25 protein-coding genes are annotated in these 26,562 nt (G+C 59.4%); 11 read left to right on the top strand and 14 right to left on the bottom strand.

Going from position 1 to position 26,562, the window contains the following annotated elements; genetic code table 11:
• The first annotated feature begins 139 nt into the window (after positions 1-139).
• Both BS300_RS10610 and BS300_RS10605 read left to right on the top strand, forming a co-directional pair.
• Entirely contained in the window at positions 140-1,126 is a 987-nt protein-coding gene (locus BS300_RS10610; RefSeq protein WP_071912637.1) for an efflux RND transporter periplasmic adaptor subunit, read from the top strand.
• Positions 1,127-1,128: 2 nt separating this feature from the next.
• Positions 1,129-4,185, top strand: coding sequence for an efflux RND transporter permease subunit (locus tag BS300_RS10605; protein WP_071912636.1), 3,057 nt, complete (start codon positions 1,129-1,131; stop codon positions 4,183-4,185).
• 84 nt (positions 4,186-4,269) lie between these two features.
• Here BS300_RS10605 and BS300_RS10600 read toward each other — a convergent pair whose 3' ends face one another.
• The 3 genes from BS300_RS10600 to BS300_RS10590 all read right to left on the bottom strand — a co-directional run bounded on the left by BS300_RS10600 (position 4,270) and on the right by BS300_RS10590 (position 6,155).
• A complete protein-coding gene (locus BS300_RS10600) occupies positions 4,270-4,950 on the bottom strand; it encodes an SDR family oxidoreductase (RefSeq protein WP_071912634.1) in 681 nt (226 codons plus the stop codon).
• A gap of 28 nt (positions 4,951-4,978) precedes the next feature.
• On the bottom strand, positions 4,979-5,605 hold the full coding sequence (locus BS300_RS10595; protein WP_071912632.1) for a TIGR04219 family outer membrane beta-barrel protein: 627 nt from the start codon (positions 5,603-5,605) through the stop codon (positions 4,979-4,981).
• Between the two features lie 94 nt (positions 5,606-5,699).
• Positions 5,700-6,155 (bottom strand): copper chaperone PCu(A)C, encoded by a 456-nt coding sequence (locus BS300_RS10590; RefSeq protein WP_042032588.1) that lies wholly within the window; start codon positions 6,153-6,155, stop codon positions 5,700-5,702.
• Positions 6,156-6,244: 89 nt separating this feature from the next.
• Between BS300_RS10590 and BS300_RS10585 the strand changes: the two genes are divergently transcribed.
• Entirely contained in the window at positions 6,245-6,994 is a 750-nt protein-coding gene (locus BS300_RS10585) for an enoyl-CoA hydratase-related protein (protein ID WP_071912631.1), read from the top strand.
• A gap of 12 nt (positions 6,995-7,006) precedes the next feature.
• Here the strand turns inward: BS300_RS10585 and BS300_RS10580 are convergent, their stop codons facing one another.
• On the bottom strand, positions 7,007-7,435 hold the full coding sequence (locus tag BS300_RS10580) for a DUF2753 family protein (protein WP_033115108.1): 429 nt from the start codon (positions 7,433-7,435) through the stop codon (positions 7,007-7,009).
• A gap of 286 nt (positions 7,436-7,721) precedes the next feature.
• Between BS300_RS10580 and BS300_RS10575 the strand changes: the two genes are divergently transcribed.
• Positions 7,722-8,399, top strand: a complete 678-nt coding sequence (locus BS300_RS10575; RefSeq protein WP_071912629.1) for a CatB-related O-acetyltransferase — start codon at positions 7,722-7,724, stop codon at positions 8,397-8,399.
• Between the two features lie 61 nt (positions 8,400-8,460).
• Here the strand turns inward: BS300_RS10575 and BS300_RS10570 are convergent, their stop codons facing one another.
• Positions 8,461-9,183, bottom strand: a complete 723-nt coding sequence (locus BS300_RS10570; protein WP_071912627.1) for a ParB-like protein — start codon at positions 9,181-9,183, stop codon at positions 8,461-8,463.
• 183 nt (positions 9,184-9,366) lie between these two features.
• Between BS300_RS10570 and BS300_RS10565 the strand changes: the two genes are divergently transcribed.
• From BS300_RS10565 to BS300_RS10555, 3 genes are all read left to right on the top strand, one after another.
• Positions 9,367-10,971 (top strand): ABC transporter substrate-binding protein, encoded by a 1,605-nt coding sequence (locus BS300_RS10565; RefSeq protein WP_071912625.1) that lies wholly within the window; start codon positions 9,367-9,369, stop codon positions 10,969-10,971.
• A gap of 132 nt (positions 10,972-11,103) precedes the next feature.
• Positions 11,104-11,403, top strand: coding sequence for a hypothetical protein (locus tag BS300_RS10560; RefSeq protein ID WP_071912623.1), 300 nt, complete (start codon positions 11,104-11,106; stop codon positions 11,401-11,403).
• 137 nt (positions 11,404-11,540) lie between these two features.
• The gene (locus BS300_RS10555; protein WP_071912621.1) at positions 11,541-13,100 is read left to right on the top strand and encodes a PAS domain-containing methyl-accepting chemotaxis protein; all 1,560 of its coding nucleotides are present in this window, start codon (positions 11,541-11,543) and stop codon (positions 13,098-13,100) included.
• 63 nt (positions 13,101-13,163) lie between these two features.
• Here BS300_RS10555 and dusA read toward each other — a convergent pair whose 3' ends face one another.
• Complete coding sequence (gene dusA / locus BS300_RS10550) at positions 13,164-14,150, bottom strand: tRNA dihydrouridine(20/20a) synthase DusA (protein WP_071912619.1); 987 nt, start codon at positions 14,148-14,150, stop codon at positions 13,164-13,166.
• A 137-nt stretch (positions 14,151-14,287) separates the two neighbouring features.
• Between dusA and zur the strand changes: the two genes are divergently transcribed.
• The 3 genes from zur to BS300_RS10535 are packed head-to-tail and all read left to right on the top strand — an operon-like array spanning position 14,288 to position 15,433.
• A complete protein-coding gene (zur, locus tag BS300_RS10545) occupies positions 14,288-14,746 on the top strand; it encodes a zinc uptake transcriptional repressor Zur (protein WP_041209211.1) in 459 nt (152 codons plus the stop codon).
• Positions 14,736-15,197: a chemotaxis protein CheX gene (locus tag BS300_RS10540; protein ID WP_033115052.1), complete on the top strand. Its 462-nt coding sequence runs from the start codon at positions 14,736-14,738 to the stop codon at positions 15,195-15,197. Before zur ends, BS300_RS10540 begins: the two co-directional genes overlap by 11 nt.
• Before the next feature lie 5 nt (positions 15,198-15,202).
• Positions 15,203-15,433 (top strand): hypothetical protein, encoded by a 231-nt coding sequence (locus BS300_RS10535; RefSeq protein WP_041209212.1) that lies wholly within the window; start codon positions 15,203-15,205, stop codon positions 15,431-15,433.
• 78 nt (positions 15,434-15,511) lie between these two features.
• Here the strand turns inward: BS300_RS10535 and brnQ (BS300_RS10530) are convergent, their stop codons facing one another.
• The 3 genes from brnQ (BS300_RS10530) to BS300_RS10520 all read right to left on the bottom strand — a co-directional run bounded on the left by brnQ (BS300_RS10530) (position 15,512) and on the right by BS300_RS10520 (position 19,377).
• Positions 15,512-16,789 (bottom strand): branched-chain amino acid transport system II carrier protein, encoded by a 1,278-nt coding sequence (gene brnQ / locus BS300_RS10530; RefSeq protein WP_239693823.1) that lies wholly within the window; start codon positions 16,787-16,789, stop codon positions 15,512-15,514.
• Positions 16,790-17,168: 379 nt separating this feature from the next.
• On the bottom strand, positions 17,169-18,476 hold the full coding sequence (brnQ, locus tag BS300_RS10525) for a branched-chain amino acid transport system II carrier protein (protein ID WP_071912615.1): 1,308 nt from the start codon (positions 18,474-18,476) through the stop codon (positions 17,169-17,171).
• A gap of 190 nt (positions 18,477-18,666) precedes the next feature.
• On the bottom strand, positions 18,667-19,377 hold the full coding sequence (locus BS300_RS10520) for a tRNA1(Val) (adenine(37)-N6)-methyltransferase (RefSeq protein WP_071912613.1): 711 nt from the start codon (positions 19,375-19,377) through the stop codon (positions 18,667-18,669).
• Positions 19,378-19,495: 118 nt separating this feature from the next.
• Here BS300_RS10520 and srmB point away from each other — a divergent pair, with 118 nt between their 5' ends.
• Entirely contained in the window at positions 19,496-20,722 is a 1,227-nt protein-coding gene (gene srmB, locus BS300_RS10515; protein ID WP_071912611.1) for an ATP-dependent RNA helicase SrmB, read from the top strand.
• A gap of 286 nt (positions 20,723-21,008) precedes the next feature.
• On the opposite strand, the gene BS300_RS10510 is transcribed toward srmB, so the two are convergent.
• The 5 genes from BS300_RS10510 to rnr all read right to left on the bottom strand — a co-directional run bounded on the left by BS300_RS10510 (position 21,009) and on the right by rnr (position 26,530).
• Positions 21,009-21,464 (bottom strand): GNAT family N-acetyltransferase, encoded by a 456-nt coding sequence (locus BS300_RS10510; RefSeq protein ID WP_071912609.1) that lies wholly within the window; start codon positions 21,462-21,464, stop codon positions 21,009-21,011.
• A gap of 89 nt (positions 21,465-21,553) precedes the next feature.
• Entirely contained in the window at positions 21,554-22,723 is a 1,170-nt protein-coding gene (locus BS300_RS10505) for a lysozyme inhibitor LprI family protein (RefSeq protein ID WP_143241764.1), read from the bottom strand.
• Positions 22,724-22,818: 95 nt separating this feature from the next.
• Positions 22,819-23,382, bottom strand: a complete 564-nt coding sequence (locus BS300_RS10500; protein WP_071912607.1) for a Crp/Fnr family transcriptional regulator — start codon at positions 23,380-23,382, stop codon at positions 22,819-22,821.
• Between the two features lie 2 nt (positions 23,383-23,384).
• Positions 23,385-24,134, bottom strand: a complete 750-nt coding sequence (gene rlmB, locus BS300_RS10495; protein WP_071912605.1) for a 23S rRNA (guanosine(2251)-2'-O)-methyltransferase RlmB — start codon at positions 24,132-24,134, stop codon at positions 23,385-23,387.
• A complete protein-coding gene (gene rnr, locus BS300_RS10490; protein ID WP_041209218.1) occupies positions 24,131-26,530 on the bottom strand; it encodes a ribonuclease R in 2,400 nt (799 codons plus the stop codon). The genes rlmB and rnr overlap by 4 nt, the downstream gene beginning before the upstream one ends.
• Between the last annotated feature and the right edge of the window lie 32 nt (positions 26,531-26,562).

Here is a 26,562-nt window from a genome sequence, read left to right as displayed (position 1 = left end):
CTGGTAATCATAGTAGCATAACATGATTGCCATATTGGCCACTGCGTGGAGCCTCCAAATTATGCGACATCCTTTGTTCATGCTAATCATCGCTCAACTATGTCTGACCCCATTAATAAGTGATGCCGCAGAAAACAAAATGGCGACGGCAATCACGACGGTGACACCACTGCGGCAGCTCTGGCCTGACATCATTCCGGCAATGGGCGTTGTTACCCCCTGGCAGGAGGCCATCGTCAGTGCCAATAGCGGCAACATGGCGGTGGTGGAGATCAACGCCGCTGTCGGTGATCTGGTCACTCGAGGCACCATGCTGGCTCGGCTGGATGACAGGATCGCCAGAGCAGATGTGCAGCGAGCCCAAGCCGAGCTCATCAAGGCCGAGGCGAGCCTGCAGCAAAACCTGGCCAATGCCCAGCGCATGCGCAGGCTCTATCAGGCAAAGAGTGTCAGCGATCAGGATCTGCTCAAAGTGGAAACCGAGCTCAAGCTGGCTCAGGCGCAGGAGCTATCTGCCAAGGCATCACTGACCAGTCAGCAGGTGCGTCTGGACGATACCCGCATCATTGCGCCGGATGATGGTCTTATTACTGCTCGCAATGCCACGTTGGGGCAGGTACCAGCCACAGGCACCGAACTGTTTCGGCTCATACGGCAAAATCGCCTTGAGTGGCGCGCCGAACTGACCGCCGCCAAGATGGAGCAAGTCAAGCTGGGCCAGCATGTCTCCTTGCTCCTGCCATCCGGTGCCAGAACGGAAGGGCAGGTCAGGCAGCTGGCTGGCGCACTCGACAACAACAGCCGGATGGGTACTGCCTATGTCGATATCCTGCCGGGCAGCGGTGCCAAGTCGGCCATGTATATCGGTGGCCAAATTGAAGTCGAGAAACGGCAGGCACTGACCATCCCGGCACAGGCGCTGCTGATCCGGGATGGCCGCAGCGTCGTTTTCCGCATCGACGATGGCAAGGCCTATATGCAGGAGGTCACCGTGGGCCTGCGCCGCGACAATGCCGTCGAAATCACCCGGGGCATCCGGGAAAACGACCTGATTGCCCTCAAGGGGGCCGGGTTCCTCAACAATGGTGAAGCCATTCGCGTCATGACCGCCAAAGGCAAGGAGTAACCATGAATCTGGCAACCTGGTCGATCCGCAACCCCATTCCCTCCATTCTGCTGTTTATCATGCTGACCCTGGCCGGCGTGGCCGGCTTCCAGAAGCTGGGGATCCAGGATTTGCCGGATCTCGATTTACCGACCGTCAAACTGGAACTCCGTCAGCCGGGCGCCAGCCCCTCCCAGCTGGAAACCGATGTCGCCAAAAAGGTGGAAGATTCGCTGGCGACCGTACGTGGTCTGCGCCACATGACCACCAAAATTAACGATGGAGTGGTCACCATCACGGTGACCTTTGATCTGGAGCGCAATCTGAATGAAGCCTTGTCCGACACCAAGGATGCGGTGGATCGGATCCGCAACGATCTGCCCGATGACCTGCAGGAGCCTATCGTCAGCAAGGTGATCGCGGGGCCAGGCGGCGCCATGCTCACCTATGCCATTGCCAGCGACAAGATGAGCGAAGAGGCCCTGTCGTGGCTGGTTGACAACGAACTGGCCAAAGCAGTGCAAGCCGTTCCCGGCATCACAGATTTCACCCGGATCGGTGGCGTGCGCCGGGAAGTGCGCATCGAAGTCGATCCCATTCGTCTCTCCGGGCTGGGGGCCACTGCGGCTGATGTATCGCGCGCGCTACGCAGTGTCCAGCAGGAGTCATCCGGCGGACGGGGTCAGATGGGTGGGGCTGAGCAGAGTGTGCGAACCCTGGCGACGGTACAGCAAGCCGACCAGCTGCGCGCCCTGCCGGTGGTGCTGAGTGATGGACGCAAAATCCGTCTGGACGAGATCGCGACCGTCCAGGATACAACTGCCGACAGAACCCAGTCGGCCATGCTGGATGGCAAACCTGCGGTGGGATTTCAACTCTGGCGCACCAAGGGGTTTGACGAGGTGCGCATTGCCGCAGGGGTAGAGCAAGCGCTGAAGGAGATCCAGCACAAAAATCCCGATATCAAGTTGCTACGGGTCAACAGCACGGTCGAGCATACCGAGGAGCAGTACGAAGGTTCGATGCACATGCTCTATGAGGGCGCCATTATCTCCGTGCTGGTAATCTGGCTGTTCCTGCGCGACTGGCGAGCCACCCTGATCGGGGCGGTTGCACTCCCTCTCTCCATCATACCGGCCTTCGCCTATATGCACTGGGCAGGCTATACGCTCAACACCATTACGTTGCTGGCGCTGGCGGTCGTCGTCGGGATCCTGGTCGATGATGCCATCGTTGAGGTCGAGAACATCGCCCGCCATATGAACAAGGGAAAAAGTGCCCGGGAAGCCACTGAAGACGCGGTCAACGAGATTGCGCTGGCAGTAGCGGCGACCACCACCACGCTGATCGTGGTATTCCTGCCCACCGCCATGATGAGTGGTGTCCCCGGGCTGGTATTCAAGCAATTTGGCTGGACCATAGTGATTGCCGTCGGTCTCTCTTTCATGGTCGCCCGCATCATCACCCCCATGATGGCGGTCTGGCTGATCAAACTCGGTCTGCACCAGCAAGAGCACGATGGCCCCACCATGCAGCTCTATCTGCGACTGGCTCGCTGGTGCCTCGATCATCGTCTGAAGACCTTGCTCATCGGGGTCGGTCTGTTTGTACTCTCCGCCGCCCTGTTGCCGCTGCTGCCTACCGGCTTTATTCCACCGGCTGATCGGGGTAGCACCACCATCAGCATTGAGCTGCCTCCGGGAGCCAGCATCAATCAAACCATGGAGATGGCCGAGGAGGCCAGAAATGCGCTGATTGGCACTGAAGGCGTGAAGTCCATGTTCGCCTATGCCGGCAATGCCTCGGCCAATGATCCCGGTGAAGTACGCTTTGCCAGCCTGGTCGTCGTGCTTGCCGAGCGTGGGGAACGTCCGAAACAGAGGGAGATCGAGCTGGCCATGCGGCAGCGGTTGGCTGATGTTCCCGGTGCCCGCTTCTCATTTAGCAGCGGTGGCTCGGGTGAAAAACTCGAGCTGGTGCTCTCCAGCTCAGATACACACGCGCTGATGAATAGCGCCAAACAGCTGGAACAACAGCTACGTGGCTTGCCATTTCTCCACAACGTGACCTCGACAGCCAGTCTGGAGCGGCAAGATGTAGTCATCCGACCCGATGCCGATCAGGCCGCCGAGAGCGGCGTGACAACCCAGGCCATTGGCGACACCTTGCGGGTCGCGCTGGCAGGAGATCGCGAGTCCTCGCTCTCCAAACTGAATCTGGAACAGCGACAACTGGATATCAGGGTGCTGTTGCGCGGGGAGATGCGCCAGAACCTTGAGGCTATCGCGGCGCTGCGCGTGCCGGGTCGCACCGGACTGGTTCCTCTTGGCAACGTAGCCGCAATTGGGCTGGAGAGCGGCCCATCACAAATAGACAGATTTGATCGCGAACGTCAGGTCACGCTGACGGCAGACCTGGGTGGTTATGCCTTGGGTAATGCCCTGAAAGCGGCTAAAGCGCTGCCTGCTCTGCAGGATCGCCCGGAACAGGTACGGCTGCTGGAATCTGGCGATGCAGAGACCCAGGCCGAGCTGTTTGCCGGTATGAGCGGTGCCATGATTGCGGGTGTGCTTTGCGTTTACGGGGTACTGGTGCTGCTGTTCAAGGATTGGTTCCAGCCTCTGACCATCCTCTCTGCCGTCCCGATGGCTGCGGGAGGTGCCTTTGCCGCCTTGCTGCTGACCCACGGCGAATTGAATCTGCCATCGCTCATCGGGCTGGTCATGCTGATGGGGATCGTCACCAAGAACTCGATACTGGTAGTGGATTTTGCCATCGTAGCCAGACAGCAGGGGATGAGCCTGCGCGATGCCCTGCTCGATGCCTGTCATAAACGGGCACAGCCGATCACCATGACATCGGTCGCCATGACGGCGGGTTTGCTGCCACTTGCGCTGGGCTTTGGCGCGGATGCCAGCTTCCGCCAACCGATGGCCATTGCCGTAATAGGGGGGTTACTGTCAGCCACCGCCATGAGCCTGCTGATGGTGCCGGTTGTCTACAGCTATGTGGCCGACCTGGAGAGCTGGCTGAAAGGGAAACTGGCCAGCAGAAGCGGCCAAGCAGGGGGGCGCCAATGATCGATTTTGCTATCAGCTAAAAAACAAGGGAGGCATCACGCCTCCCTCTTTCTTTAACCTGAGCCTGCGCGGCAAGAGAAAGAGCTACTCGTTGCGACCGATAAAGAGATCGGTCACGTGGCAGCTGCTGCGCGCCGCCAGCGCATCGAGCATGTAGGCGGCGGCATCTTCCGGGGTCATGAAACGGGTCGGGTCGACGTGATCCGAGTTATCCCAGAAGGCGCTGCGGATCCCGCTCGGGTAGAGGTTAACCAGTCGCAGCGGCGAGCCTTTCAGCTCGGCGCGCAACGACTCTAGAAAGCCGCGCATCCCCCATTTGGAGGCGCAGTAGAGGCTCTCGTTGGCCTTGCCCACCTGAGCGGCAGAGGAGAGCACGTTGGCCAGCACCCCGCCTTTCTCGCCGATGAGGCGCACCGTCTGCTGGGCCACCAGTATGGTGGAGATAAGATTGCTCTCCACCACGCTGCGGATCTGCTCGGCGGTGTAGATACCGACCGGGCCGAACTCGCCAACCCCGGCGCAGTGGATCACCATCTCGGGCAGGCCGCCCCACTCGACGGCGGCGGCAAACGCCATCTCCACCTCTTCGTGGTGCGCCAGATCGGCGGCAATGCCGATCACCGCCTGACCGAGCAGATCCTCCTGCTCCTGCAGCTTCTCGTAACGGCGCCCCATCATGGCAACCCGATGGCCCCGCTCAACCAGCCCTGCGGTCAAGGCGCGGCCCAGACCGGAACCGGCCCCCGTCACTATGATGTAGCCCATTACTTCTCCTTGTCGTCAGAGGCTCAGATTAGAAGGTGAATTCGCCACCCATGAACCAGCCGTCGATACGCTGGTCGACGTTGTCGAAGTCCACATTGGCTTCACGCCAGCCGGCACGCAGCTTGACCGGCATGTTGGAGAACTTGTAGGAAGCGCCCAGACGGTAGTCATAGTTGTCCACGTCGTGAGTACGCAGATCACCGAAGAAGGCGAAACCTGTGTTCGGGATGTAGAGTTCGCTACCGGCGTAGGCCATCACGGTGTCCTTGTCGTAGCCCTTGCGACCGTAGGAGGTCAGCTCGCCATCGTAGTAACGACCGGTCAGACCCAGATCGATCTTGAACAGATCGTTGTTGAACAGACGGTAGTAGAGGTTCAGATCGTAGGCAGTCAGCTCGTTCTTGAAGGTGCCGCCGGAGGTGCTGAAGTCGGAGATCTCAAACTTGGCGTTCGGCAGGAAAATGATGCCGTGTTCCAGCTGCAGGTAGCCGTTCCAGTTGTAGTGATCGTCATAGTTGGTGCTGGCACCATAAACCTGACCACTGCCCTGGGCGTTCCATACGTCGGCACCGGCGGCGAAACGCCAGTCATTGGCGGCCATGGCACCCTGGCTGCACAGGGCAAACAGAACACCGGCAATCAGCGTCTTTTTCATCACTTCACTTCCTCTTGCATACATGGAAAGAGCGCTATTTTACCCGGTGCAGCCAAAATACCCAGTCTCAAATCTGAACAAGCGACGACAAATGTCAGTGTTTCATATGCTTCATGTTCATCCCCGCCATCGGCTCGATCGGTTTGACCGGCAGGGAGAGCTCCAGCTTCTCGCCATCATCCATGGTCAGGGTGAGCGGCATCGGCGTTTTTTCGGAGAGCGCACCAATCTCGAACAGCATGATGTGGAAGCTGCCGGGCTTGAGCGCCACTTCGCCCTTGGCCGGGATCTCGATGCTCTCGACCTGACGCATCTTCATCACGCCATTCTCGTGCAGGTGGGTATGCAGCTCGGCGCGACCCGCCGCAGGAGAGGCTGCCGCCACCAGCTTGACCGGCTTGTCGGCATCGTTCTTGAGCACCATGAAGGCGGCGGTGTTGGGAGAGCCCGGCGGCAGCAAACGCACATAGCCGTCAACCGCATCCACCTTGGCCAGCGCGGGAGCCGTCATGCCGAGCACCAGCAGAGAATAAAACGCACGTTTAAACATGGTTGAAATCCTTTTATGATGTTGTTAAACGGCTCCAAGGTTACTCCGGCAGTAACCTTTGTGCACCCTTCAATAACAAGGATTTAGACATGGCCCCCATTCTCGTCGCCGAGCAGCAGGATGGCTTGCTCACCCTGACGCTCAACCGCCCCGACAAGCGCAATGCCCTCAATACCGCCCTCTATCAGCAGTTGGTGAGCGCCCTGCAACAGGCGGCAAACGATGAGGAGGTGCACGCCCTGCTGCTGCAGGGTCAGAGCGACTGCTTTACCGCGGGCAATGATCTGGCCGATTTCGTCGGCAAGAGCTCGCTGGAACCCGATGACCCCATCCTGCAGTTCCTCCACACCCTGGCTGACTTTCCCAAGCCGGTGATTGCGGCGGTCGGCGGCCCGGCGGTGGGGATCGGCACCACCATCCTGCTCCACTGCGATCTGGTCTATCTGGCGGATAACGCCCGCCTGCAACTCCCCTTCGTCGAGCTGGGGCTGGTGCCGGAGTTCGCCTCCAGCCTGCTGCTGCCGCGCATGGTGGGTCACTTCAAGGCAGCGGAGCTGTTGCTGCTGGCCGAGGCGATCGATGCCAACGAGGCACTGCGGCTCGGGCTCGCCAACAAGGTGGTGGCTGCCGATGCCCTGCTCCCCTTTGCCCGCGAGCAGGGGCTCAAGCTGGCAACCAAGGCGCCCAGGGCGGTGCAAAAAAGCAAAGCGCTTATGAAACAGGAGCTCAAACAGGCGGTCCACTTCGTCATCGATCTGGAGGCACGCGCCTTCGCCCAGGCGCTGCAAGGGGAAGAGGCGCAGCAGCGCATCGCTCAAAAGCTCAAACGCCGCAGCTGAGATCGACGCCTGTCAGTTGAGACGAAAACGGCCGATCAGTTCACAGCCCTGTACCTTGTCCTGCAACTGGATCAGTTTGGCTATTTCGGGGTTGGGGTGGCGCTTCAAGAAGGCGAGCAGGGCGCCGCGGCAGCAGCCCAGCTCGCTGATCAGCGCCTCGCACTCCCGGTTGGGGCACTGCGGTACCAGCGCCGTCACCAGCTCGGAGGCAAGCTTGAGATAACGCAACTCGTAGGCGGGCTCATCCATCGCCCGCCAGAAATCGGCCAGCCGGTGGCAGGTAGCGACCCGCATGCTGGCCAGCTCGGCAAGCTCAACCTCGCTCATCTCGTAGACATCCCCCAGCGCCTGCTGATAGAAGCAGACGGCGGCCCCCAGCGAACCGGACTGCCACGACCGCTCCGCCTCCAGCATGTAACGCTGCCAACTCTCTGGTGTCATTTCGTTCTCTCCCCACCTGCTCAACCGGGAGGTTAATGATGGCTAATTGAGAATAAATATCAACCTGATGGTTAGTGCAGGATCTCCGCTGCAGGTTGGCAAATCGCCATCATTACCCTTATGATCGCGCCGATTTCCCATATCAGGGCTTACCCCGAATGCGACCCCGTCTGCCCCAAATGCTGGGCTGCTCCCTGCTCTGCGTGCCCCGCATGCTGGTCTGGATCTATTAGCTGCGCTCCATCAAGCGCAACCAATCAAATCCATTCAGCAAAGGAGTACCAGGATGAAAACCTGCCAGCACTGGTCACAGGTCGAATATCTGCATCTGACGGTCAGCAACCCCAACATCCGCCTCAAGGGGCAACACAGCTACTACTCGGGCGCCTGGGATGGCCCCTTCGAACAGGAGGTGGTGCGTTACCTCTATGGCGACAGCTTCAGCCGCCATCCCGATACCGGCTGGGAGCCGCTCTGGCATATCGACCAGCTCCATATCGGTGACTACGTGCAGATCGCCGCCGGGGTGAAGATCATCATGGGCGGCAACCACACCCACAATACCGCCTTCATCAGCACCTATCCGTTTGCTGATCTGGAGGCGCTCAAGCGCAGTTACCGCCCTGCTGGCGATACCCGCATCGGCAACGATGTCTGGATCGGCATGGAGGCGATGATCATGCCCGGCGTCACCATCGGCGATGGCGCCATCATCGCCGCCCGGGCGCTGGTCACCAAAGATGTGCCGCCCTACGCCATGGTGGCCGGTACGCCAGCGGCCATAGTGCGGATGCGCTTCACCGAGAGCGAGATAGCCCGGCTGCAGGCCCTCGCCTGGTGGGATTGGCCGAACGAACAGGTCAATGCCCTGTTGCCACTGATCCAGCAGGGCGAGGTGGCGCTACTGGAACAGGCGGCTGCCACTTGGCAGAGCCAAGCTTCTGCGCCAGATGCGACACCATAACGCGCAGACAGGCATAACAAAGAGGGCGACCCACGGGTCGCCCTCTCTCGTTGTCTGGCTATCAGCTCGCCGTTTTCGACTGGTTGAGGCTGCACTGCCGGCCGGGATAACCGGGCAGATCTTTGGCATCGCTACCACAGGCGAGCCGTTTGGCCTGCTGCAGCCGGGCCGCCAGATTGGCGCTGTCTATCGGCATCCACTGCATCTGCTTGCCGAGCCAGCTGGCCCAGGCGAACTCGACAAAGTAGACCTGATCCTGCTTGCTGAAGTAACCCGCATCCTGCAGCAACCCCGCCAGAGTGCGATAGGGGTAGTCGGGCAGCTTGTCGATGCTGGTCGGCAGCTGCTCCGGCGTGAGGGGTAACCCCTTCTCATCCTTGAGCCAGGCCCAGTGGTTGTTCTGCATCTGGCTCCAGAAGTTGTCTTTATCCTGCAAGCGACCGATCACCTTGACCCGCACCTGCTTGACCCCTTGCTGCCAGAGCGCCTTGGTCAGGTGGTGTCGGTCCACCAGCCAATAGCCGCCATCCGGTGCAATCACCACAGGGATCTCTTTCTTTTTCATCAGCTTGTCGAGCTGCTTCGGATTCATGTCCGCCAGCGTCGCCTGGGTTTCATCCACCTGCAGCTGCCCCACCCCGCCCTGGGTCGGGTGCAGGGTCTCGATCCCCGCCTCGCACCAGCTGCCCACCGCCGTGTCGCTCTGGCACGGAGTCAACGCCCAGGCACTCTGGCTGAGCGCCCCGACCATCAGGAAACAGCCCGGCAATAACCATGCTTTCATCGTTTGCTACTCCTAGTCACATTCAATCCCGGACACGCGACAACGCGGCGCCGCCCCGGCGACAGATGAGAGCCGAATGCTGGCGGTCAGACCAGTAAACGGGATATCATGATTTCCCGTCTGTCGGCGACATTTTCTCGCCGAGTTTTCTCCCCGCTTCACACAATTTGAAGGATCCGACCCATGAAAGGATGGAGCCCCTTGCTGGCCCTCTTGGGCTGTGCCGCAGTCCAGGCTGCCGATATTCCCGCCGGAACCGAACTGGCCGCCACACAGGTGGTGGTTCGCCACCTGAAAGATGAACCTGCCAGTCTCAGTCCGCTCAAGCTGGTCGGCTTGCCCGAATTGCAGGTGCTGCGGGATCTGTTCGAGGGGCTGCTGACCCAGGGGCCGGATGGCAAACCCGTCCCCGCCGTTGCCTTGCGCTGGGAGAACAAGGACAACCAGTTTTTCACCTTCCACCTGCGCCCGGATGCCCGCTGGTCCAACGGCGATCCGGTCAAGGCTGGCGACTTCGTCTATAGCTGGCGCAAGCTGGTCGACCCGAAAGAGGCGGCCACTTTCGCCTGGTTTGCCCAACTTGCCCGCTTCGACAAGGTGGACGAGATCATGGCTGGCAAATTGCCTGCCAGCGAGCTGGGTGTCAAGGCGATCGATGACCACACCCTGCAGATCAACCTCTCCCAACCAGTTCCCTATTTCCTGAGCCTGCTCACCCACCCCAGCCTGTCGCCACTGCATCAGGCCAGCATCGAGAAGTTTGGCAACAAGTGGACCCAGCCCGGCAAGCTGGTCGGCAACGGCGCCTTCGTGCTGAGCAGTCGGGTGGTCAACGAGAAGCTGGAGCTGGTGCCCAATCCCCACTACTGGGACAAGGCCCACACTGTGCTGACCAAGGTCATCTTCATGCCGATCAATCAGGAGACCACCGCCACCAACCGCTATCTGGCGGGGGATCTGCAGATCACCGAATCCTTCCCCAAAGAGCAGTACGACAAGCTGATGAAAGAGATCCCGGGTGAGGTCTACACCCCCATGCAGCTTGGTACCTACTACTATGCCTTCAATACCCGTCAGCCGCCGTTGAACGACGTGCGGGTGCGCAAAGCGCTCTCCTACACCATCGATCGCGCCCTGATTGCCGACAAGGTGCTCGGCACCGGCGAGAAACCGGCCTACCACTTCACCCCGGATGTCACCGCCAGCTTCGAGCCCAAGGCCAACCTGCTCTCGAGCAGCAGCCAGCAGGAGCTGGACAGCAAGGCACAGGCGCTGCTCAAGGAGGCTGGCTACGGCCCGGACAAACCGCTCAAGCTCTCGCTGCTCTACAACACCGCCGAAGTACACAAGAAGCTGGCGCTCGCCATCGCCAACATGTGGAAGCAGAAGCTGGGCGCTCAGGTAGAGCTGACCAATCAGGAGTGGAAAACCTATCTCGACAGCCGCCAGAGCGGCCAGTTCGAGGTGATCCGCTCCTCCTGGGTGGCCGACTACAACGACCCCTCAGCCTTCCTCGGTCTGTGGGGCTCTCACCACAGCGGCAACATGACCGGCTTTGCCGATGCAAGCTATGACCAGTTGCTGGACAAGGCGGCGCAAACCCGTGACAGCGGCGCCCGCAGCCGGCTGTTCGATCAGGCGGAGAGCATCCTCGAACAGCAGGCGCCCATCGCCCCCATCTATCAGTACACCAATGCCCGGCTCATCAAGCCCTGGCTCAAGGGCTACCCCATCAACAACCCGGAAGATGTGGCCTACAGCCGCCAGCTCTATATCGTCAAACACTGAGCTGATATAGAGCGCTGAAGCACAAGAGGGCCGCCTGCGGGCGGCCCTCTTATTGATACTGTTCACACCCGATATCGCCGCATAGAATGCCCGCTTTCCGATTCCATCAGTCGTTGTCGATCGCCATTTATCATGCGTTACCTGTTACTGCTCTCCCTGCTCTGGACACTGCCAGCCCTGGCCGAGAGTGAATCTCACTGCCAGCAAGCCTTTGTCGACTGGATGCTGCATCAGCAACAGCAGTTCAGCGATCGCAAGGCGGACAAGATGGCGCGGCGACGGGCCGAGCGGGCTATCGACCTTGCCCGGCAGGAGTACGACAAAGCAGGCAGTTTCTGCCAGACCATGCAGCTAGTGAGCAGCTATAACGACGGCGATCCTCGCCTCACCCCGAGGAGTGGTGAAATTCACGATTTTGCTCCAGCCAGCTGACCCTCACTTCATCAATTCATAGTGTTGATTAATTGACCCAAGCCAAGTTCGGCTCCCTGAAGCGCCTTAGAATGACTAGCTGAAAACAATAATAAAAAACATATTTATCAGTTAGTTGGCTTTTTCAGGAACGACACATGACCAAACTCCATCAGGAGGGGGAGATACACTTCCCCGACAACATTGCACTCATCTCGACCACGGATCCCGCCAGCCATATCACCTATGCCAACCAGCACTTCTGTGATGTGGCTGGGTATGGTGCTGCCGAGATGGAAGGGGTGCCCCACAATCTTGTACGTCACCCCGACATGCCCAAGGCGGCTTTCGCCGACATGTGGCAGCGGCTGCGACAGGGCAAAAGCTGGATGGGGCTGGTCAAGAACCGCGCCAAAAGCGGTCAGTTCTATTGGGTAAACGCTTACGTCACCCCGATCCTCAATGCCCAGAAGGAGATCGTCGAGTACCAGTCGGTACGCACCAAACCCGCCGCCAGCGATGTGGCCTGGGCCGAGCAGCTCTATGGCCTGCTGCGCAGCGGCAAGGCGCTTCCCTGGCTGAGCCGGTTTCATATTGAACCGGGCCAGCTGACCCTTTGGCTCTCCGTTTCTGCATTCCTCACCACCCTTATTGCGTTTACTACCGACAACCTGCTCTGGCTGCTGCCCACTGCCCTGCTGCTACTGACACAAGCAATCCACGGTTGGCGCTTGCAACAGCGGCTGACGCATCTGCTCACCCTTGCCGATCAAGACAAGGGAACCCGCCTCTGTCAGGTGCTCTATACCCGGCGGCGCGATACCCTGGCTGCCGTCGAACTGGCGCTGCGGATGAAGCAGGCAGAGCTCAAGGCCGTAGTCGGGCGCAGCGCCGACACCAACCAGCAGATCCTGCAAGCTGCCGAAGATGACAGGGGCAATATCCAGACCATCGATACTCACCTGCAGCAACAGCGTGCCCGCAGCGAGCAGCTGGCCACCGCCATCACCGAGCTGAGCCACTCCATTCGTGATGTGGCCCACAGTGCCCATGAGGCGAGCAATCTGGTCACCGAGGTACAGCAGGTCTCCGCCGAAGGGCTGCAAGCGCTGGCGACCACCCGCTCCGCCGTCAACCAACTCCATCATGAGCTCGATGCCAACCACGCGGTGCTGGCCCAGCTCACCAGCGACAGCCAGAAGATCAGCGGCATTCTGGAGGTGATCAGCCAAATCGCCGACCAGACCAACCTGCTCGCCCTCAATGCAGCCATCGAGGCAGCCCGGGCGGGCGAACAGGGCCGCGGGTTTGCGGTAGTTGCGGATGAAGTGCGGGCGCTGGCCCAGAAGACCCGTGCCTCAACCAGCGAGATCCACGGAATGATCCAGGCGCTGCAACAGACCACCCGTCAGTTGTCAGACGGGATGACGCAAGGAGCGCAAACCTCGGAGCGCTGCCAGCAGCATGCCGGCACCACCGCCGACGTGCTCACCCAGATCAACCGGATGCTGGGACAGGTGACCCGCACCAGCGACGAGATCGCCCAGTCGGTAAGTCAGCAAGCCGATGTGACAGCAACGCTCGATGAAGGGGTGCACCAGATCCACCAGCTGGCCAGCCACACCGCCGACAACAGCAGGCAGGCGCTCGATGGCATCACCCTGCTGGTAGAACGGCTGCAGGATCTCTCGCGGCTGATCAACCAGTTCAGATATTGAAGCGACAGCGATCAAAAAAGCGCGTCACAAGACGCGCTTTTTTCGCTTTGCCTGACAGGAGAGTTATTCGTCCTGCTCGCTGGCAGCAAACTCCGGCACCTTCGCCATGGCATCTAGCACCACCTGAATATCAGCCCCCGGCTTGCAGGCGTTTTCGCTCAGGTGACGACGCCAGGCGCGCGCCCCCTGCATATTCTGGAACAACCCCAACATATGGCGGGTCATGTGGGAGAGGTAGTTGCCCTTGGCCAGCTCCTGCTCGATATAGGGCAGCATCATCCGTACCACTTCATGGCGGCTCGGCACGGCGTTATTCTGGCCGAACACCAGGTTGTCTACCTGCGCCAGAATGTAGGGGTTCTGATAGGCTTCGCGCCCCATCATGACGCCGTCCACGTGTTGCAGGTGCTCAAGGGTCTGCTCCATGGAGGTGACACCGCCGTTGAGGGCGATGGTGAGATCCGGGTAATCCTGCTTGACCCGATAGACCCGAGGGTAATCGAGCGGCGGGATCTCGCGGTTCTCCTTGGGGCTCAAGCCGCTCAGCCAGGCCTTGCGGGCATGGACGATGAAGGTGTCGCAACCGGCATCGCGCACCTGTTCGATAAAGGCTTGCAGAAATTCGTAGGAGTCCTGATCGTCGATGCCGATACGGGTCTTCACCGTCACCGGAATATCGACCACATCGCGCATCGCCTTGACGCAATCAGCCACCAGCGCCGGTTCACCCATCAGGCAGGCACCAAAGCGGCCATTCTGCACCCGATCGGAGGGGCAGCCGACATTGATGTTCACCTCGTCATAGCCACGCTCCTCAGCCAGCTTGGCACAGCGCGCCAGGTCGGCCGGATTGCTGCCACCCAGCTGCAGGGAGATGGGGTGCTCCTGCTCGCTGTAACCCAGATAATCACCCTTGCCGTGGATGATGGCGCCAGTGGTCACCATTTCGGTATAGAGCAAGGTCTGGCGGCTCATCAGTCGATGAAAATAACGGCAATGCCGATCGGTCCAGTCCAGCATGGGGGCGATGGAAAAACGCTGCGCCTGCATAAAAATCATCCGGGTTGGCTAAAGAAAGGGGCGGATTTTATCACAACGTGAAGCAGCCCCAGAAAATGAATTTTGTCGCCGCGCCATGCGAGGCCCTGTGATAGTATCCAGCTAATAGAAAGGGCAATTGCGCGATCATGAATCAAGACCAACTTTTACAACGAGCCGAGCGACTCTGTGTACAGCGAGGGATCCGCTTCACCCCGACCCGACGTCAGGTATTTCGCCTGCTGGCGGCACATGGCAATGCCATCAGCGCCTATGATTTGTTGGCTCAACTGCAGCAAACGGAAGCCAACGCCAAACCGCCAACCGTATACCGGGCACTCGATTTTCTGCTCGAACAGGGCTTTGCCCACAAGGTGGAATCGCTGAACGCATTTATCTTCTGCTGCCACTTCGATCACGCTCACCCGATGCAGCTGCTCATCTGCGATGACTGCGGCGAGGTGGTCGAGCTGCACGACACGGCGATCGATAGCGCGTTTTCCGAGCAGGCCCATCTGCATGGTTTTACTATTACCAATAAGACGATAGAGGCACATGGCCAATGTGCTCGCTGTACGCCCACTGTAGGAAGTCATCATGAAGGCTGATTTTGTAAATCCGTTCCTGCTCTCTCTGCTCAATGTGCTCTCTACCATGGCACAACTGGAACTCAAACCGGGCAAACCAAAACGCAAGATGGACGAGCTGGCTCGTGGCGATGTCTCCGGCCTGATCGGTATGGTTGGCCCGCAGACCCGTGGCTCCCTCTCCATCAGCTTTGAAAAAGGGCTGGCGCTGGAGATCATGCGCCGCATGCTGGGGGAAGCTCCTGCCACCATCAATGAAGAGGTGACCGACATGGTCGGTGAAATCACCAACATGGTGACCGGTGGTGCCAAGCGGATGCTGGGCGAGAAGGGCTACGAGTTTGACATGGCCACTCCGGTTATCGTCTCCGGCCCTAACCACACCATCACTCACCGCGCCGATGGCACCAAGATCATGATGCCTTTCGAATCTGATTTTGGTCGTGCCACCATCGAAATCTGCTTCGAGTAGTCACGATGTGGACTGCCTTGAAATGGTTCTTTATCTGCTGGGCGTTGCTGCTGATCCTCTCTGATATCCAGATCAGCACCTCCCTCTACAAATACGAAGACAATCGGGTAGTCATCAACTTCCCCCGCTGGCAAGCCAAAGCGCCGTGGGGCACCTTCGAATGGCATGCCGGGCGCGTTCAGACCCACTGGTATGGTCTGGATGGCAAACCCAAGCCGGAAGGCCCGCGCATCTAGTTCGTCAGCTCGAAGACCAATACAAAGAGGCCAGCATCAGCTGGCCTCTTTTGTTATGCGAACAGGTAAATCACCTGCTTACGCTGCCTCGGCAGCCAGATCGCCGACCGGCCGCACCAGCATGCCAAGCACACAAGCCAGCAGGGTTGGCATCAGCCAGGCGAGCCCCTTATCAAACAGCGGCAGGAAGGCAAACCCATCCATCTTCATGCCGGCAGCTCCCAGCCCATCGAGACAGCCAAACAGGAAGGCCACCGCCAGCACGCAGCGGAACGCCAGACGGGGGCGACCAAAATAGCCCTTGAGGAAGGTGACCAGCACCAGCGCGATGGCGACCGGATAGATGGCCACCAGCACCGGGATGGAGAGGCCGATCAGCTCGCTCAACCCCACATTGGCCACCAGCGCACAGAGCGCCCCCAGCAGCATGACCCAGCTACGATAGGCCCAGCCGGTCAGACCATGGAAGTAGTCGGCACCGGCACAGAGCAGGCCGACCGCGCTGGTAAAGCAAGCCAACGTGATAATCGCCGCCAGAATGAACTGACCCGGCTGACCAAACAGGCTCAACACATAGGCATTGACGATGGTGCCACCATTGCTGATATCGCTCGCGACCCCTTCAGCGCTGTTGCCCAGATGAAAGAGCGAGATATAGACAGCCGACAACCCGACCGCCGAGATCAACCCCGCGATGGTCAGATATTTGAACTGGCTGCGATAATCCTCAATCCCCTTCTGGCGCAGCAAACCGATGATCAGGGCACCGAACATCAGGGAGGCCAGGGTATCCATGGTGTTGTACCCCTCCAGCATCCCCTTGGTCAGGGCAGCGTCCACGTACTCGCCACTAGCATCAGGCATGGTGCCCTGCGGCGCCACAAAAACCCCGATCGCCAGAATGAGCAGCATCACCATCAGGGCCGGCGTCAGGTACTTGCCGACCGCATCGAGCAGCTTGCCGCGATCGAGCGCCACCAGGATCACCAGCGCAAAGAAGCTCAGGGTATAGAGCAGCAGCCCCCCATGACCGGCATCGCCGAGCCAGGGCTTGAGCCCCATCTCGTAGGCAACCAGACCGGTGCGGGGAATGGCAAAAGCAGGCCCCATGATGATGTAGATGGCGATGGCCAACGCAGTGGCAACGCCTGCCGGCAGATAGCGGGTCAGCTCGGTCCAGCCACCGGCACCACGCCCGGAGCTACCCTTGGCCACCGCAATCAGGGTGATCAGCGGCAGCCCCACCGCCGTCAGCAGAAAACCGCACATGGCGGCGACCAGATGCTCACCGGCCATAAAACCGGCCAGCGGCGGAAAAATGATATTGCCTGCCCCCAGATAGAAGGCGAACGTCATAAACCCCAATCCGAATACGTCGGACAACTTCAATGATTTCGTCAAACCCAACCTCATCTGCCTTATCAGCTTGTTCTTGTTGATTACACCCACTGCCTGGCAGATAACCTGACAACCATATGCTCGCTTCCCGCTCTCCCCGACAATCGGATGAGGAGCGCCATCCTGAGCATAAAGAAGAGATATTTGATCTCAATCACACATTAATATCTTGAAACAATTTGCTTGGCCAGAATTAATCGCTGAATGACCAGGGTGGGGAAGGAGCTGAAGCGCGGGAGAGAGAAAGGAAGCGGGAAAGCATCCGGCAGCAGTGCAGTAATCAACAAACAAAAGAGCCTGCACAAGGCAGGCTCTTTGTTCAGAAAGAAGGAAGCTATCAGGCAGCTTCGGCGGCCAGCTTCTCGGCCGGGCGAACCACCATCCCTACCACGCAAGCCAGCAGGGTCGGCATCAACCAGGCAAGGCCCTTGTCAAACAGCGGCAGGAAGGCAAACGCATCCATCTTCATGCCGGCAGCACCCAGACCATCCAGGCAACCGAACAGGAAAGCCACCACCAGCACGGCGCGGAACACCAGACGCGGGCGACCAAAGTAACCCTTCAGGAAGGTGACCAGCACCAGCGCCACGGCAACCGGATAGATGGCAACCAGCACCGGAATGGAGAGGCTGATGAGCTGGCTCAGACCCACGTTGGCCACCACGGCACAGATGACGCCCAGCAGCACGACCAGCTTCTTGTAAGCCATGCCGGTCAGATTGTAGAAAAAGTCGGAGCAGGCGGAGATCAGACCCACAGCGGTGGTAAAGCAAGCCAGAGTAATGATGGCTGCCAGAATGAACTGACCCGGCTGACCAAACAGGCTCAGCACATAGGCGTTGACGATGGCGCCACCATTGCTGACATCGGTCGCTACGCCTGCGGCAGTGTTGCCCAGCTCGAACAGGGAGATGTAGACCACGGAGAGACCAATGGCCGAGATCAGGCCGGCAATGGCCAGATACTTGAACTGGCTCTGGTAGTCATGGATCCCTTTTTGGCGCAGCAGGTCGACGATCAGGGCACCGAACATCAGGGAAGCCAGGGTATCCATGGTGTTGTAGCCTTCCAGGATCCCTTTCACAAACGGGCTGTTCTGATAGTCACCGGCAGATTCCGGCATGGTGCCCTGCGGCGCCACGAATACCCCGATCGCCAGGGTCAGCAGCAGCAACATCAGTACCGGCGTCAGGTATTTGCCGATGGCGTCCATCAGCTTGCCCTGATTCATGGAGACCAGCACGGCCACCCCGAAGAAGAGCACAGTGTAGGCAGCCAGACCCGCCTGACCCATATCACCGATAAAAGGCTTGAGGCCCATCTCGTAGGCCACCAGACCGGTACGGGGAGCCGCAAAGGCCGGGCCGATGATGATGTAAATGGCAACCGCCAGCGCAGTGGCCACGCCTGCAGGCAGCAGTTTGGTCATGCCGGCCCAGCCGTTACCGGCCTTGGCGACGGCAATGATGGTGATGAGCGGCAGGCCCACAGCGGTAACCAGAAAACCCAGCATCGCCAGAGAGAGGTGTTCGCCAGCCATGTAACCAGCGAGCGGCGGGAAGATGATGTTACCGGCGCCCAGGTAGAAGGCGAAGGTCATGAACCCCAATCCGAGTACGTCGGACAACGTGAGTGATTTCTTCAAGTTCAACCTCGTCTGTCTTGTAAATTATTGCTTGTTATAGTTTTTATCGGTCATTGACCAGTTTGTTTATATGGGTAAAAAAAAGAGCCCCGCTTGATTTTTCATCGCGACCAGTGGTTTTGGCTGGTCTGGAGCGGGTGCTCGATCTGGAACCAGCATAATGGCATGAAAAAATAGTTCAAGACGAAATTTACATCTTCAAATAGAAGGGGCTGGTCAGTTGGATATATCTGTCGGAATAGGCTCCATCAGCAGAATGGATCACAATATCCCCCCTTTCACACCTGTTTAATCCTCTGCCAAGTCGCAATAAAACACGATTTGCCTCTTTACCCTCTCTGGTGATAACAGCTGTATAACAAATGCCATGCAGATCATAATCCGCCGAGATGCATAAAATTTCATCAGCCATGGCCGTCGGCAGCACCAGTGCCACTTCGCCATTCGGGGCCAGCAGTCGGTCGCAGGCAGCCAGCAGGGCATGGCTGTCGAGGGCGCCGGTATGGCGGGCCATCGCCCGCGCCGGGTCGCTAAATGACTGGCCTGCCACGAAGTAAGGGGGATTGGAGACAATCAGATCGTAAGGGGCGGCCTGATACCCCTGCACCGCGCTTTCGATGATGGCCACGCGATCGGCCCAGGGGGAGGCGGCGACGTTCTCTCTGGCCTGGATCACTGCATCACTATCCAGCTCCACCCCGTCGATCTGGCAGTCAGATCTGCTGCGCTGGGCCAGCATCAGGGCGATGAGGCCGCTACCGGAGCCGATATCGAGCACCCGGCGCGCCTGTTCGACCGGGGCCCAGGCACCGAGCAGGATGCCGTCGGTGCCCACCTTCATGGCGCAGCGATCGTGATTGATATGGAACTGTTTGAAGGTAAAACCGCGACTACGTCCCATCTGGCCCCCGTCATCTGAAAAAATGGTTGGCGATTATAGCGACTAAGCCACACTCGCCATAGGAGCCGACGAGATAATCGCCTATAATCTGCCGTTTCCTTAATGACCGAGTATTGCCATGAGCCAGTCCTTTGATGATTTCGACCTGCACCCTGCCCTCAACCGGGCTTTGGCCGAGATGGGATTCACCCGCCCCACTACCATCCAGCAGATGGTACTGGAGCCAGCCCTGGACGGCCGCGATATTCTGGCATCCGCTCCGACCGGTACCGGCAAGACCGCCTCTTTCCTGCTGCCGGCGCTTCAGCACCTGCTGGACTTCCCGCGTCGCAAGCCGGGCCCCTGCCGCATGCTGATCCTGACCCCGACCCGCGAACTGGCGCTGCAGGTGACTGCCCACGCCAAGGCGCTGGCGGCCCACACCAACCTCAGCATCGAGACCATCATCGGCGGCGTCAGCCATGAAGAGCAGCTGCCTGCCCTGACCAAAACCACCGACATCGTGGTCGCCACCCCGGGCCGTCTGCTCGAGTACATCGAGAAAGAGGAGTTCGAGAGCCACGACATCGAGGTGCTGGTGCTGGACGAAGCGGATCGCATGCTGGACATGGGCTTCATCAAGGATGTGAACCGCATCGTGGCTGAGGCGCGCTACCGCAAGCACACCATGCTCTTCTCCGCCACCCTGGAAGGGGCTGGCCTTGAGAAGTTCGCCAGCGAAATCCTCAAAGATCCGGTGGAGCTGCACGCCGAGCCGCCGCGCAGCGAGCGTCGTCCCATCACCCAGTGGATCCATCTGGCCGATGACGCCGCCCACAAGCTGGCGCTGCTGACCCACATTCTGAAAAACCCGGAAACCCAGAAGGCGATCATCTTCGTCAAGACCCGCGAGCGTCTGGCGGAGCTCTCCGGCCAGCTGCAGGCGGCAGGCATCTCCTGCGCCTGGATCCGCGGCGAGATGGAGCAGAGCAAGCGTATCGAGTCGATCCGCAAGTTCCACGAAGGTGAAGTGCCCTTCCTGATCGCCACCGACGTCGCTGCCCGCGGCATCGACCTGCCGAACGTCAGCCATGTCATCAACTACGACATGCCCTACGGCGCCGATGTCTACGTCCACCGGATCGGCCGTACCGGCCGCGCCGGCAACCGCGGCTGTGCCATCAGCCTGGTGGAAGCCCACGACATGGCGATGGTCGCCAAGATCGAGCGCTACACCGAAGAGCGCCTCAAGCGCCGGGTGATCGACGAGCTGCGCCCCAAACATAAAGAGGCGCGGGTACCGGTGAAGAAGAAAAAGCCGGTCGATGGCAAGAAGAAAGCGGCCAAGAAGAAAAAGAAGAAGTGATCGCCTGGCGATAAAGAGAAGGGCCATCCCGCGGGATGGCCCTTCTGCATTCTGTACATCTGGCCAATCGGAGCCGTGTTACTTAGGGCTCGCCACAGCCGTAGCAGGGCTATTTGCAGCCAGAACGGCTCACTATAAATTTAATTTATGGGTTTTAGGGAAATGACCTAACCAAAACTTATAGTGAACCTCATCCGATCATCAGGGCATCAATTTGCCCGTCAGACGCCCTGCCAGGCCATCGCCCGATCTGGGTAACGAATCACCTCTGAATGCTGCCAGTCTGTCAGGCTACCGTCTTGCGCATGCCGATATGGGGGATATCGTCCTCGACATATCCCTCCCCCTCGGCCACAAAACCGTGCTGGCCATAGAAGCCCTGCAGATGGGCCTGCGCCCCCAGCCAGATGCTGTGAGTCGGCCAGCGCGCCTCGCACGCCTTGACCGCCTCGCCGATCAGCTGGTGACCGAGACCACCGCCACGCGCCCTGGGTGAGGTCACCACCCGACCGATGGCGGCGCCGCGCTCGTCGCCGATGCCGGGCGCCATGATCCGCGCATAGGCGGCCAGCAGCTCGCCCTGATAGCCGAGCAGGTGCCAGACACCCTCGCGGCGATCGAGCCCGTCCAGATCCTGAAAGGGACAGGTCTGCTCCACCACGAACACCTCGGCCCGCAGCGCCAGCAACTCATACAACTCGTCAGTGGTCAGTTCAGACCAGGGTTTCAGGATCCAGTTCATCGGCAACTCCTTATCAGTTCGGCCTGCCAGCATAATCGTGGCGCCAGCGCCCTGCATTAACCTTTGTTAAGTTCAGTGCCTGTAACGAGTTATTCAGCCCCAGAAAACTCTTCGATGAGATCAAGTCTCTGGTTCATCCAAATTGCAACAATATTGTTCGCAGCAATTGTGGCAGCCGATGCCTGCATTCCCTTCTCATCCTGCAACCACATCTTGGTGATCTGGCGAACAGTAGGAAGAGCCTTAATCACAGCGTCACGTTCTATGGCCGGCCAAGATTTCTCATCCCAGTTGCTGAGGCGCGGCTCGACTGGTTGGGTTGACATGAACTTCTGATCTATTGCCATAAAATCCTGCGGAGCAATATTGACGTGCAACTCATTGATCGTCCAACTGGCATAGTATCCATGCACGATCGTGCCAAAATTCGGGGACACTCGCCCCATCTGGACCTCCAGTGTCTGCCACAGCCGTTTCCATGCGGGTTGATTGAACAAATTCTTCGGCACTGTGCAATAGGGCACTTGACTGTCACGACTGGAACCCCAGAACCCGCCAAATGCCTCATACGCAGGCCAACCGACCCGCTTAAAAATAAAACAGTGCATCTGTGATTCATTTCTGGAGGCATCTTCGAGGGCTAAACGTAGCAGAATGAGCGCAGCCTTAGCCTTTGTGGCAGCCGCATCGTAACCATTGTCTGATGCCATAAGAGCGACAGATTTGTCGCTGAAATTAGCCAACGCTTGTTCATAGCGGGCTTGAGCCAGTTCATCACTCACCTTGCTAGTTGGCTCAAACTGATTGAGATAGACCAACCAAGCTGATGCTTCTGCTGTGCTGTAGTCCTTTAATTTGGTCGCGGCGACAGCAGGGTTGCCAGGAATTGAACTCACAACCTTGGCAAACTCTTGCTCTTGAAGTGACAGACGCTCATCAAGCGCTTTGAGCCGTTCAGTCATACTATTTTTCAGACAATGCACCAGCACTGATGACTGTTCACTACAGCTATTACGCTGTTTCAACCACTGTCGCTGTTCAGTGCGCAGCACACTCCGTTTAGCTAACGGAGCTCTTTTGAGCAGATCCCGATATGATTCAGCAAGTTGTTCATCCAGAACACCAAGTCCCTGGTTATGACAAATTTCTCGCTCTATTACTGTGCCAGCAACTGAGCAGTCAAATGAAGCAGAGTAAGCCGCCGAAACAGTGCCAAAAAGCATTAAAACTAACTGACCCACAGTTAATGACCATCTCATGGGTAAATTCCGCATTCTGTTGAAAATACTACACATGGCAATTTTGAACTCAAATGAGAACAACACTAACGTAAGACTATGAACCTCAGCCTTTATTAAACGAAACGCAACCTTTTGCGAATGCGACTAAGACTGATGGGAGTGATACCGAGATAGGCGGCGATCTGGTGGTCGGGCACTCTGGCATCGAGCGCGGGAAAGCTGTCGAGAAAGTGCTGATAGCGCGCCTGCGGGCTGCCGGTCAGCAGCAACGGCTCCTTCTCCTCCTTGATGCGCAGCTGCACCTCCAGCAGGTGCTGGTACCAGCGCGGCCAGCCGGGCAGCTGACGCAAGTCGGCCAAACTGAACAGCTGCAGACGGCAGGGCTCCAGCGCCTCCACGCTGTAGCGGGCAGGCTCGCCACTGAGCAGGTGGTGAAAGTCGAGAAACTCGTCCCCCTCCCAGTAGAACTCCTTGATGTACTCGCGGCCATCCTCCAGCACCAGCTTGGCCCGCAGCAGCCCCTGCTCCACCCTGACCAGCAGATCCGGGCTGTCGCCAGCATGCCAGAGGCAGCTTTTCGGGCTGAGGGCCAGCGGGCGGGCAAAAGAGAGGAGGCGCGCGGCCTCCTCTTTATCTGCGACCTGCGCCCAATCGAAGGGGGGTCTGTCAGTCAGCATGATTAACCGCGGCGCTGACGCACGGCTTCAAACAGGCAGACGCCGGCTGCCACCGAGACGTTGAGGCTGGATACCGCCCCCGCCATCGGGATGCTCACCAGCTCGTCGCAGTGCTCGCGGGTCAGGCGACGCATGCCCTTGCCTTCGGCGCCCATCACCAACGCCATCGGGCCGGTCAGTTTGGCCTGATAGAGGTCGTGGTCGGCCTCGCCAGCGGTGCCGACGATCCAGACGCCGCGCTCCTGCAATTCGCGCAGGGTGCGGGCCAGGTTGGTGACCTGAATGAGCGGCACCACTTCGGCGGCGCCACAGGCAACCTTGCGCACGATTGGGGTCAGGCCGGTGGCCTTGTCCCGCGGCACGATGACAGCATGAGCCCCGGCAGCATCGGCGCTGCGCAGGCAGGCGCCGAGATTGTGCGGATCGGTCACGCCATCCAGCACCAGCAGGAAGGGCTGGCTCTGTTGTGCCGCCAACTCGTCCAGCAGGCTGGCCAGATCGTGCTCGGCCAGCTTCGGCGCCTCTTTCACCCGGGCCATGATACCCTGGTGATTGTTGCCTTCCGCTTTGTCATCAAGGGTCTTGCGGTTCACACTCTGCACGCGCAAGCCGAGGGACTCCAGCTCGGCCAGCAGGGGTTGCAGCCGGTCGTCATCCCGCCCCTTGAGGGCCCACACTTCGATGAAGCGCTCGGGAGTGCGCTCCAGCAGCGCGGATACAGCGTGAATGCCGTAGATCAGTTCAGTACTCATTTAGTGCTCTTGGCCTTATCGCGAGCTTTTTTGCCCGGTCGTCTGTTGCTGGGTTTGGCACGGCCACCCTTGGCGGGTTTGCCGCTCTCCTTGCCATCTTTCTCTTTGCGCTTTTCGTGGCGCTCGGCGCTCTTGGCCTTCTCCTTCTTGATCTCGGCCATCTTGCGAACAGCCTGCTTGGCGTTCTTGCCGGTGATCTTGAGGGGCTCTTCCACCATCACGAAGTCGATCTTGCGATCGTCCAGATTGACGCCCATCACCTTGACCCGCACCTTGTCGCCCAGACGGTAGCGGCGGCGGAAGTTCTCGCCGATCAGCTGCTGATGCAGCGGGTCGAACTGGTAGTAGTCGTTGGTGAGGGTGCTGACGTGCACCAGACCGTCGATGTGGATCTCGGCCAGACGCACGAAGAAGCCAAAGCCGGTGACGCTGGCGATGACGCCGTCAAACTCGTCACCCACGTGATCCAGCATGTACTCGCACTTGAGCCAGTCGGCCACATCGCGAGTGGCATCGTCGGCACGACGCTCGGTCATGGAGCAGTGCTCGCCCATCGGGTCCACTTCTTCCAGCTGGTAGTGGTAACCACCGCTCGGGGTCCACTTGTGGCGCAGGTTGGCCTGCTGCTCCTTGGCGGTCTGATACTTGATCGCGCGGTGCAGGATGAGGTCGGGGTAACGACGGATCGGCGAGGTGAAGTGGGCATAGGACTTCAGAGCCAGACCGAAGTGACCGATGTTGTCGGCCTGATAGATGGCCTGACGCATGGAGCGCAGCAGCATGGTGGAGAGCAGCTCCGCATCGGGCCGCCCTTCAAACTTGGCAGCCAGCTCGGCGAAATCCTTCGGCTCGGGCTCAAGACCGCCCTTGAGCTCCAGACCCAGTTCGGCCAGGAAGTCACGGAAACCGGTCAGACGCTCTTCACCCGGACGGTCGTGCACCCGGAACAGGGCGGCAGCTTCGTTCTTCTCGATGTAGCGGGCGGCAGCCACGTTCGCCTGGATCATGCACTCTTCGATGATCTTGTGGGCGTCGTTGCGCACCAGCGGCACGATGCGGTCGATCTTGCGCTGGGCATTGAAGATGAAGCGGGTCTCCTCGCTCTCGAACTCCACCGCGCCGCGCTGATGACGAGCCTGTTTGAGCGCCTTGTAGAGGTTGTTGAGCTCCTCGATATGGCCCACCAGCGGGTCATACTGCTGACGCAGCTTGGGATCCCCGTCGAGGATCGCCGCCACCTTGGTGTAGGTGAGACGAGCGTGGGAGTTCATCACCGCTTCGTAGAACTTGTAGCCGGACATGCGGCCAGAGGCGGAGATGGTCATCTCGCACACCATACAGAGGCGGTCAACCTGCGGGTTCAGGGAACAGAGACCGTTGGAGAGCACCTCCGGCAGCATGGGCACCACGAACTCGGGGAAGTAGACCGAGTTGCCGCGCTGATAGGCTTCGGTGTCGAGGGCTGTGCCCGGCTTCACATAGGCGGATACGTCGGCAATGGCAACCCACAGGCGCCAGCCGCCACCGCGTTTGGCTTCACAGAAGACGGCGTCATCGAAGTCGCGGGCATCTTCCCCGTCGATGGTGACCAGCGGCAGGGCACGCAGGTCGATACGGCCCTCTTTGGCCTTCTCCGGCACCTGCTCGCCGAGACCGGCAACCTCTTTGGTCACCTCTTCCGGCCAGGTGTGCGGAATGCCGTGGGTACGCAGGGCGATTTCGATCTCCATGCCGGGCGCCATGTTTTCACCCAGCACCTCCAGCACGGTACCGACCGCGTTGAAGCGGGCAGTGGCGCGCTGGTTGATGCGCACGACCACGACCTGGCTCTGGCGAGCCCCTTTATTCTCCCCTTCCGGGATGATGATGTCCTGACCGATGCGGCTGTCATCAGGCACCACGAAACCAACGCCGTTTTCGACGAAGTAACGGCCGACGATATCCGCTTCGCGGGATTTGAGCAGACGCACCAGACGCGCCTCCTGGCGCCCCTTGCGGTCGATTTCAGTCGGCTGCACCAGCGCATAGTCGCCGTGCATCAGACGCTGCATTTCGCGGTTGTTGAGGAACAGATCCGGGCCACCACCCTCGGGACGCAGGAAACCGAAGCCATCCTTGTGGCCGAGTACGTAGCCTTTCACCAGATTCAGGCGATCCGGCAGGGCATAACACTGGTTGCGCGTGAAGACCAGCTGTCCATCGCGCTCCATGGCACGCAGACGGCGACGCAGGGCTTCCAGTGGCTCTTCATCGGTCAGCTTGAGAACCTTGGCCAGCTCTTCCCGTGACATGGGTTTTTCGTGGCCCTTGATGAGGTCGAGGATCATCTCGCGACTGGCGATGGGATTCTCGTATTTTTCGGCCTCGCGTTCGAGGAAAGGATCTTTTTGAGACATAAGCAGGCCTTAGGGTAGGTGGTAACGGTGCC

The organism is Aeromonas sp. SCS5 (genome assembly GCF_001887375.1).
GTDB lineage: Bacteria > Pseudomonadota > Gammaproteobacteria > Enterobacterales > Aeromonadaceae > Aeromonas > Aeromonas jandaei.
This window is presented reverse-complemented; position numbering and strand designations above follow the sequence as displayed.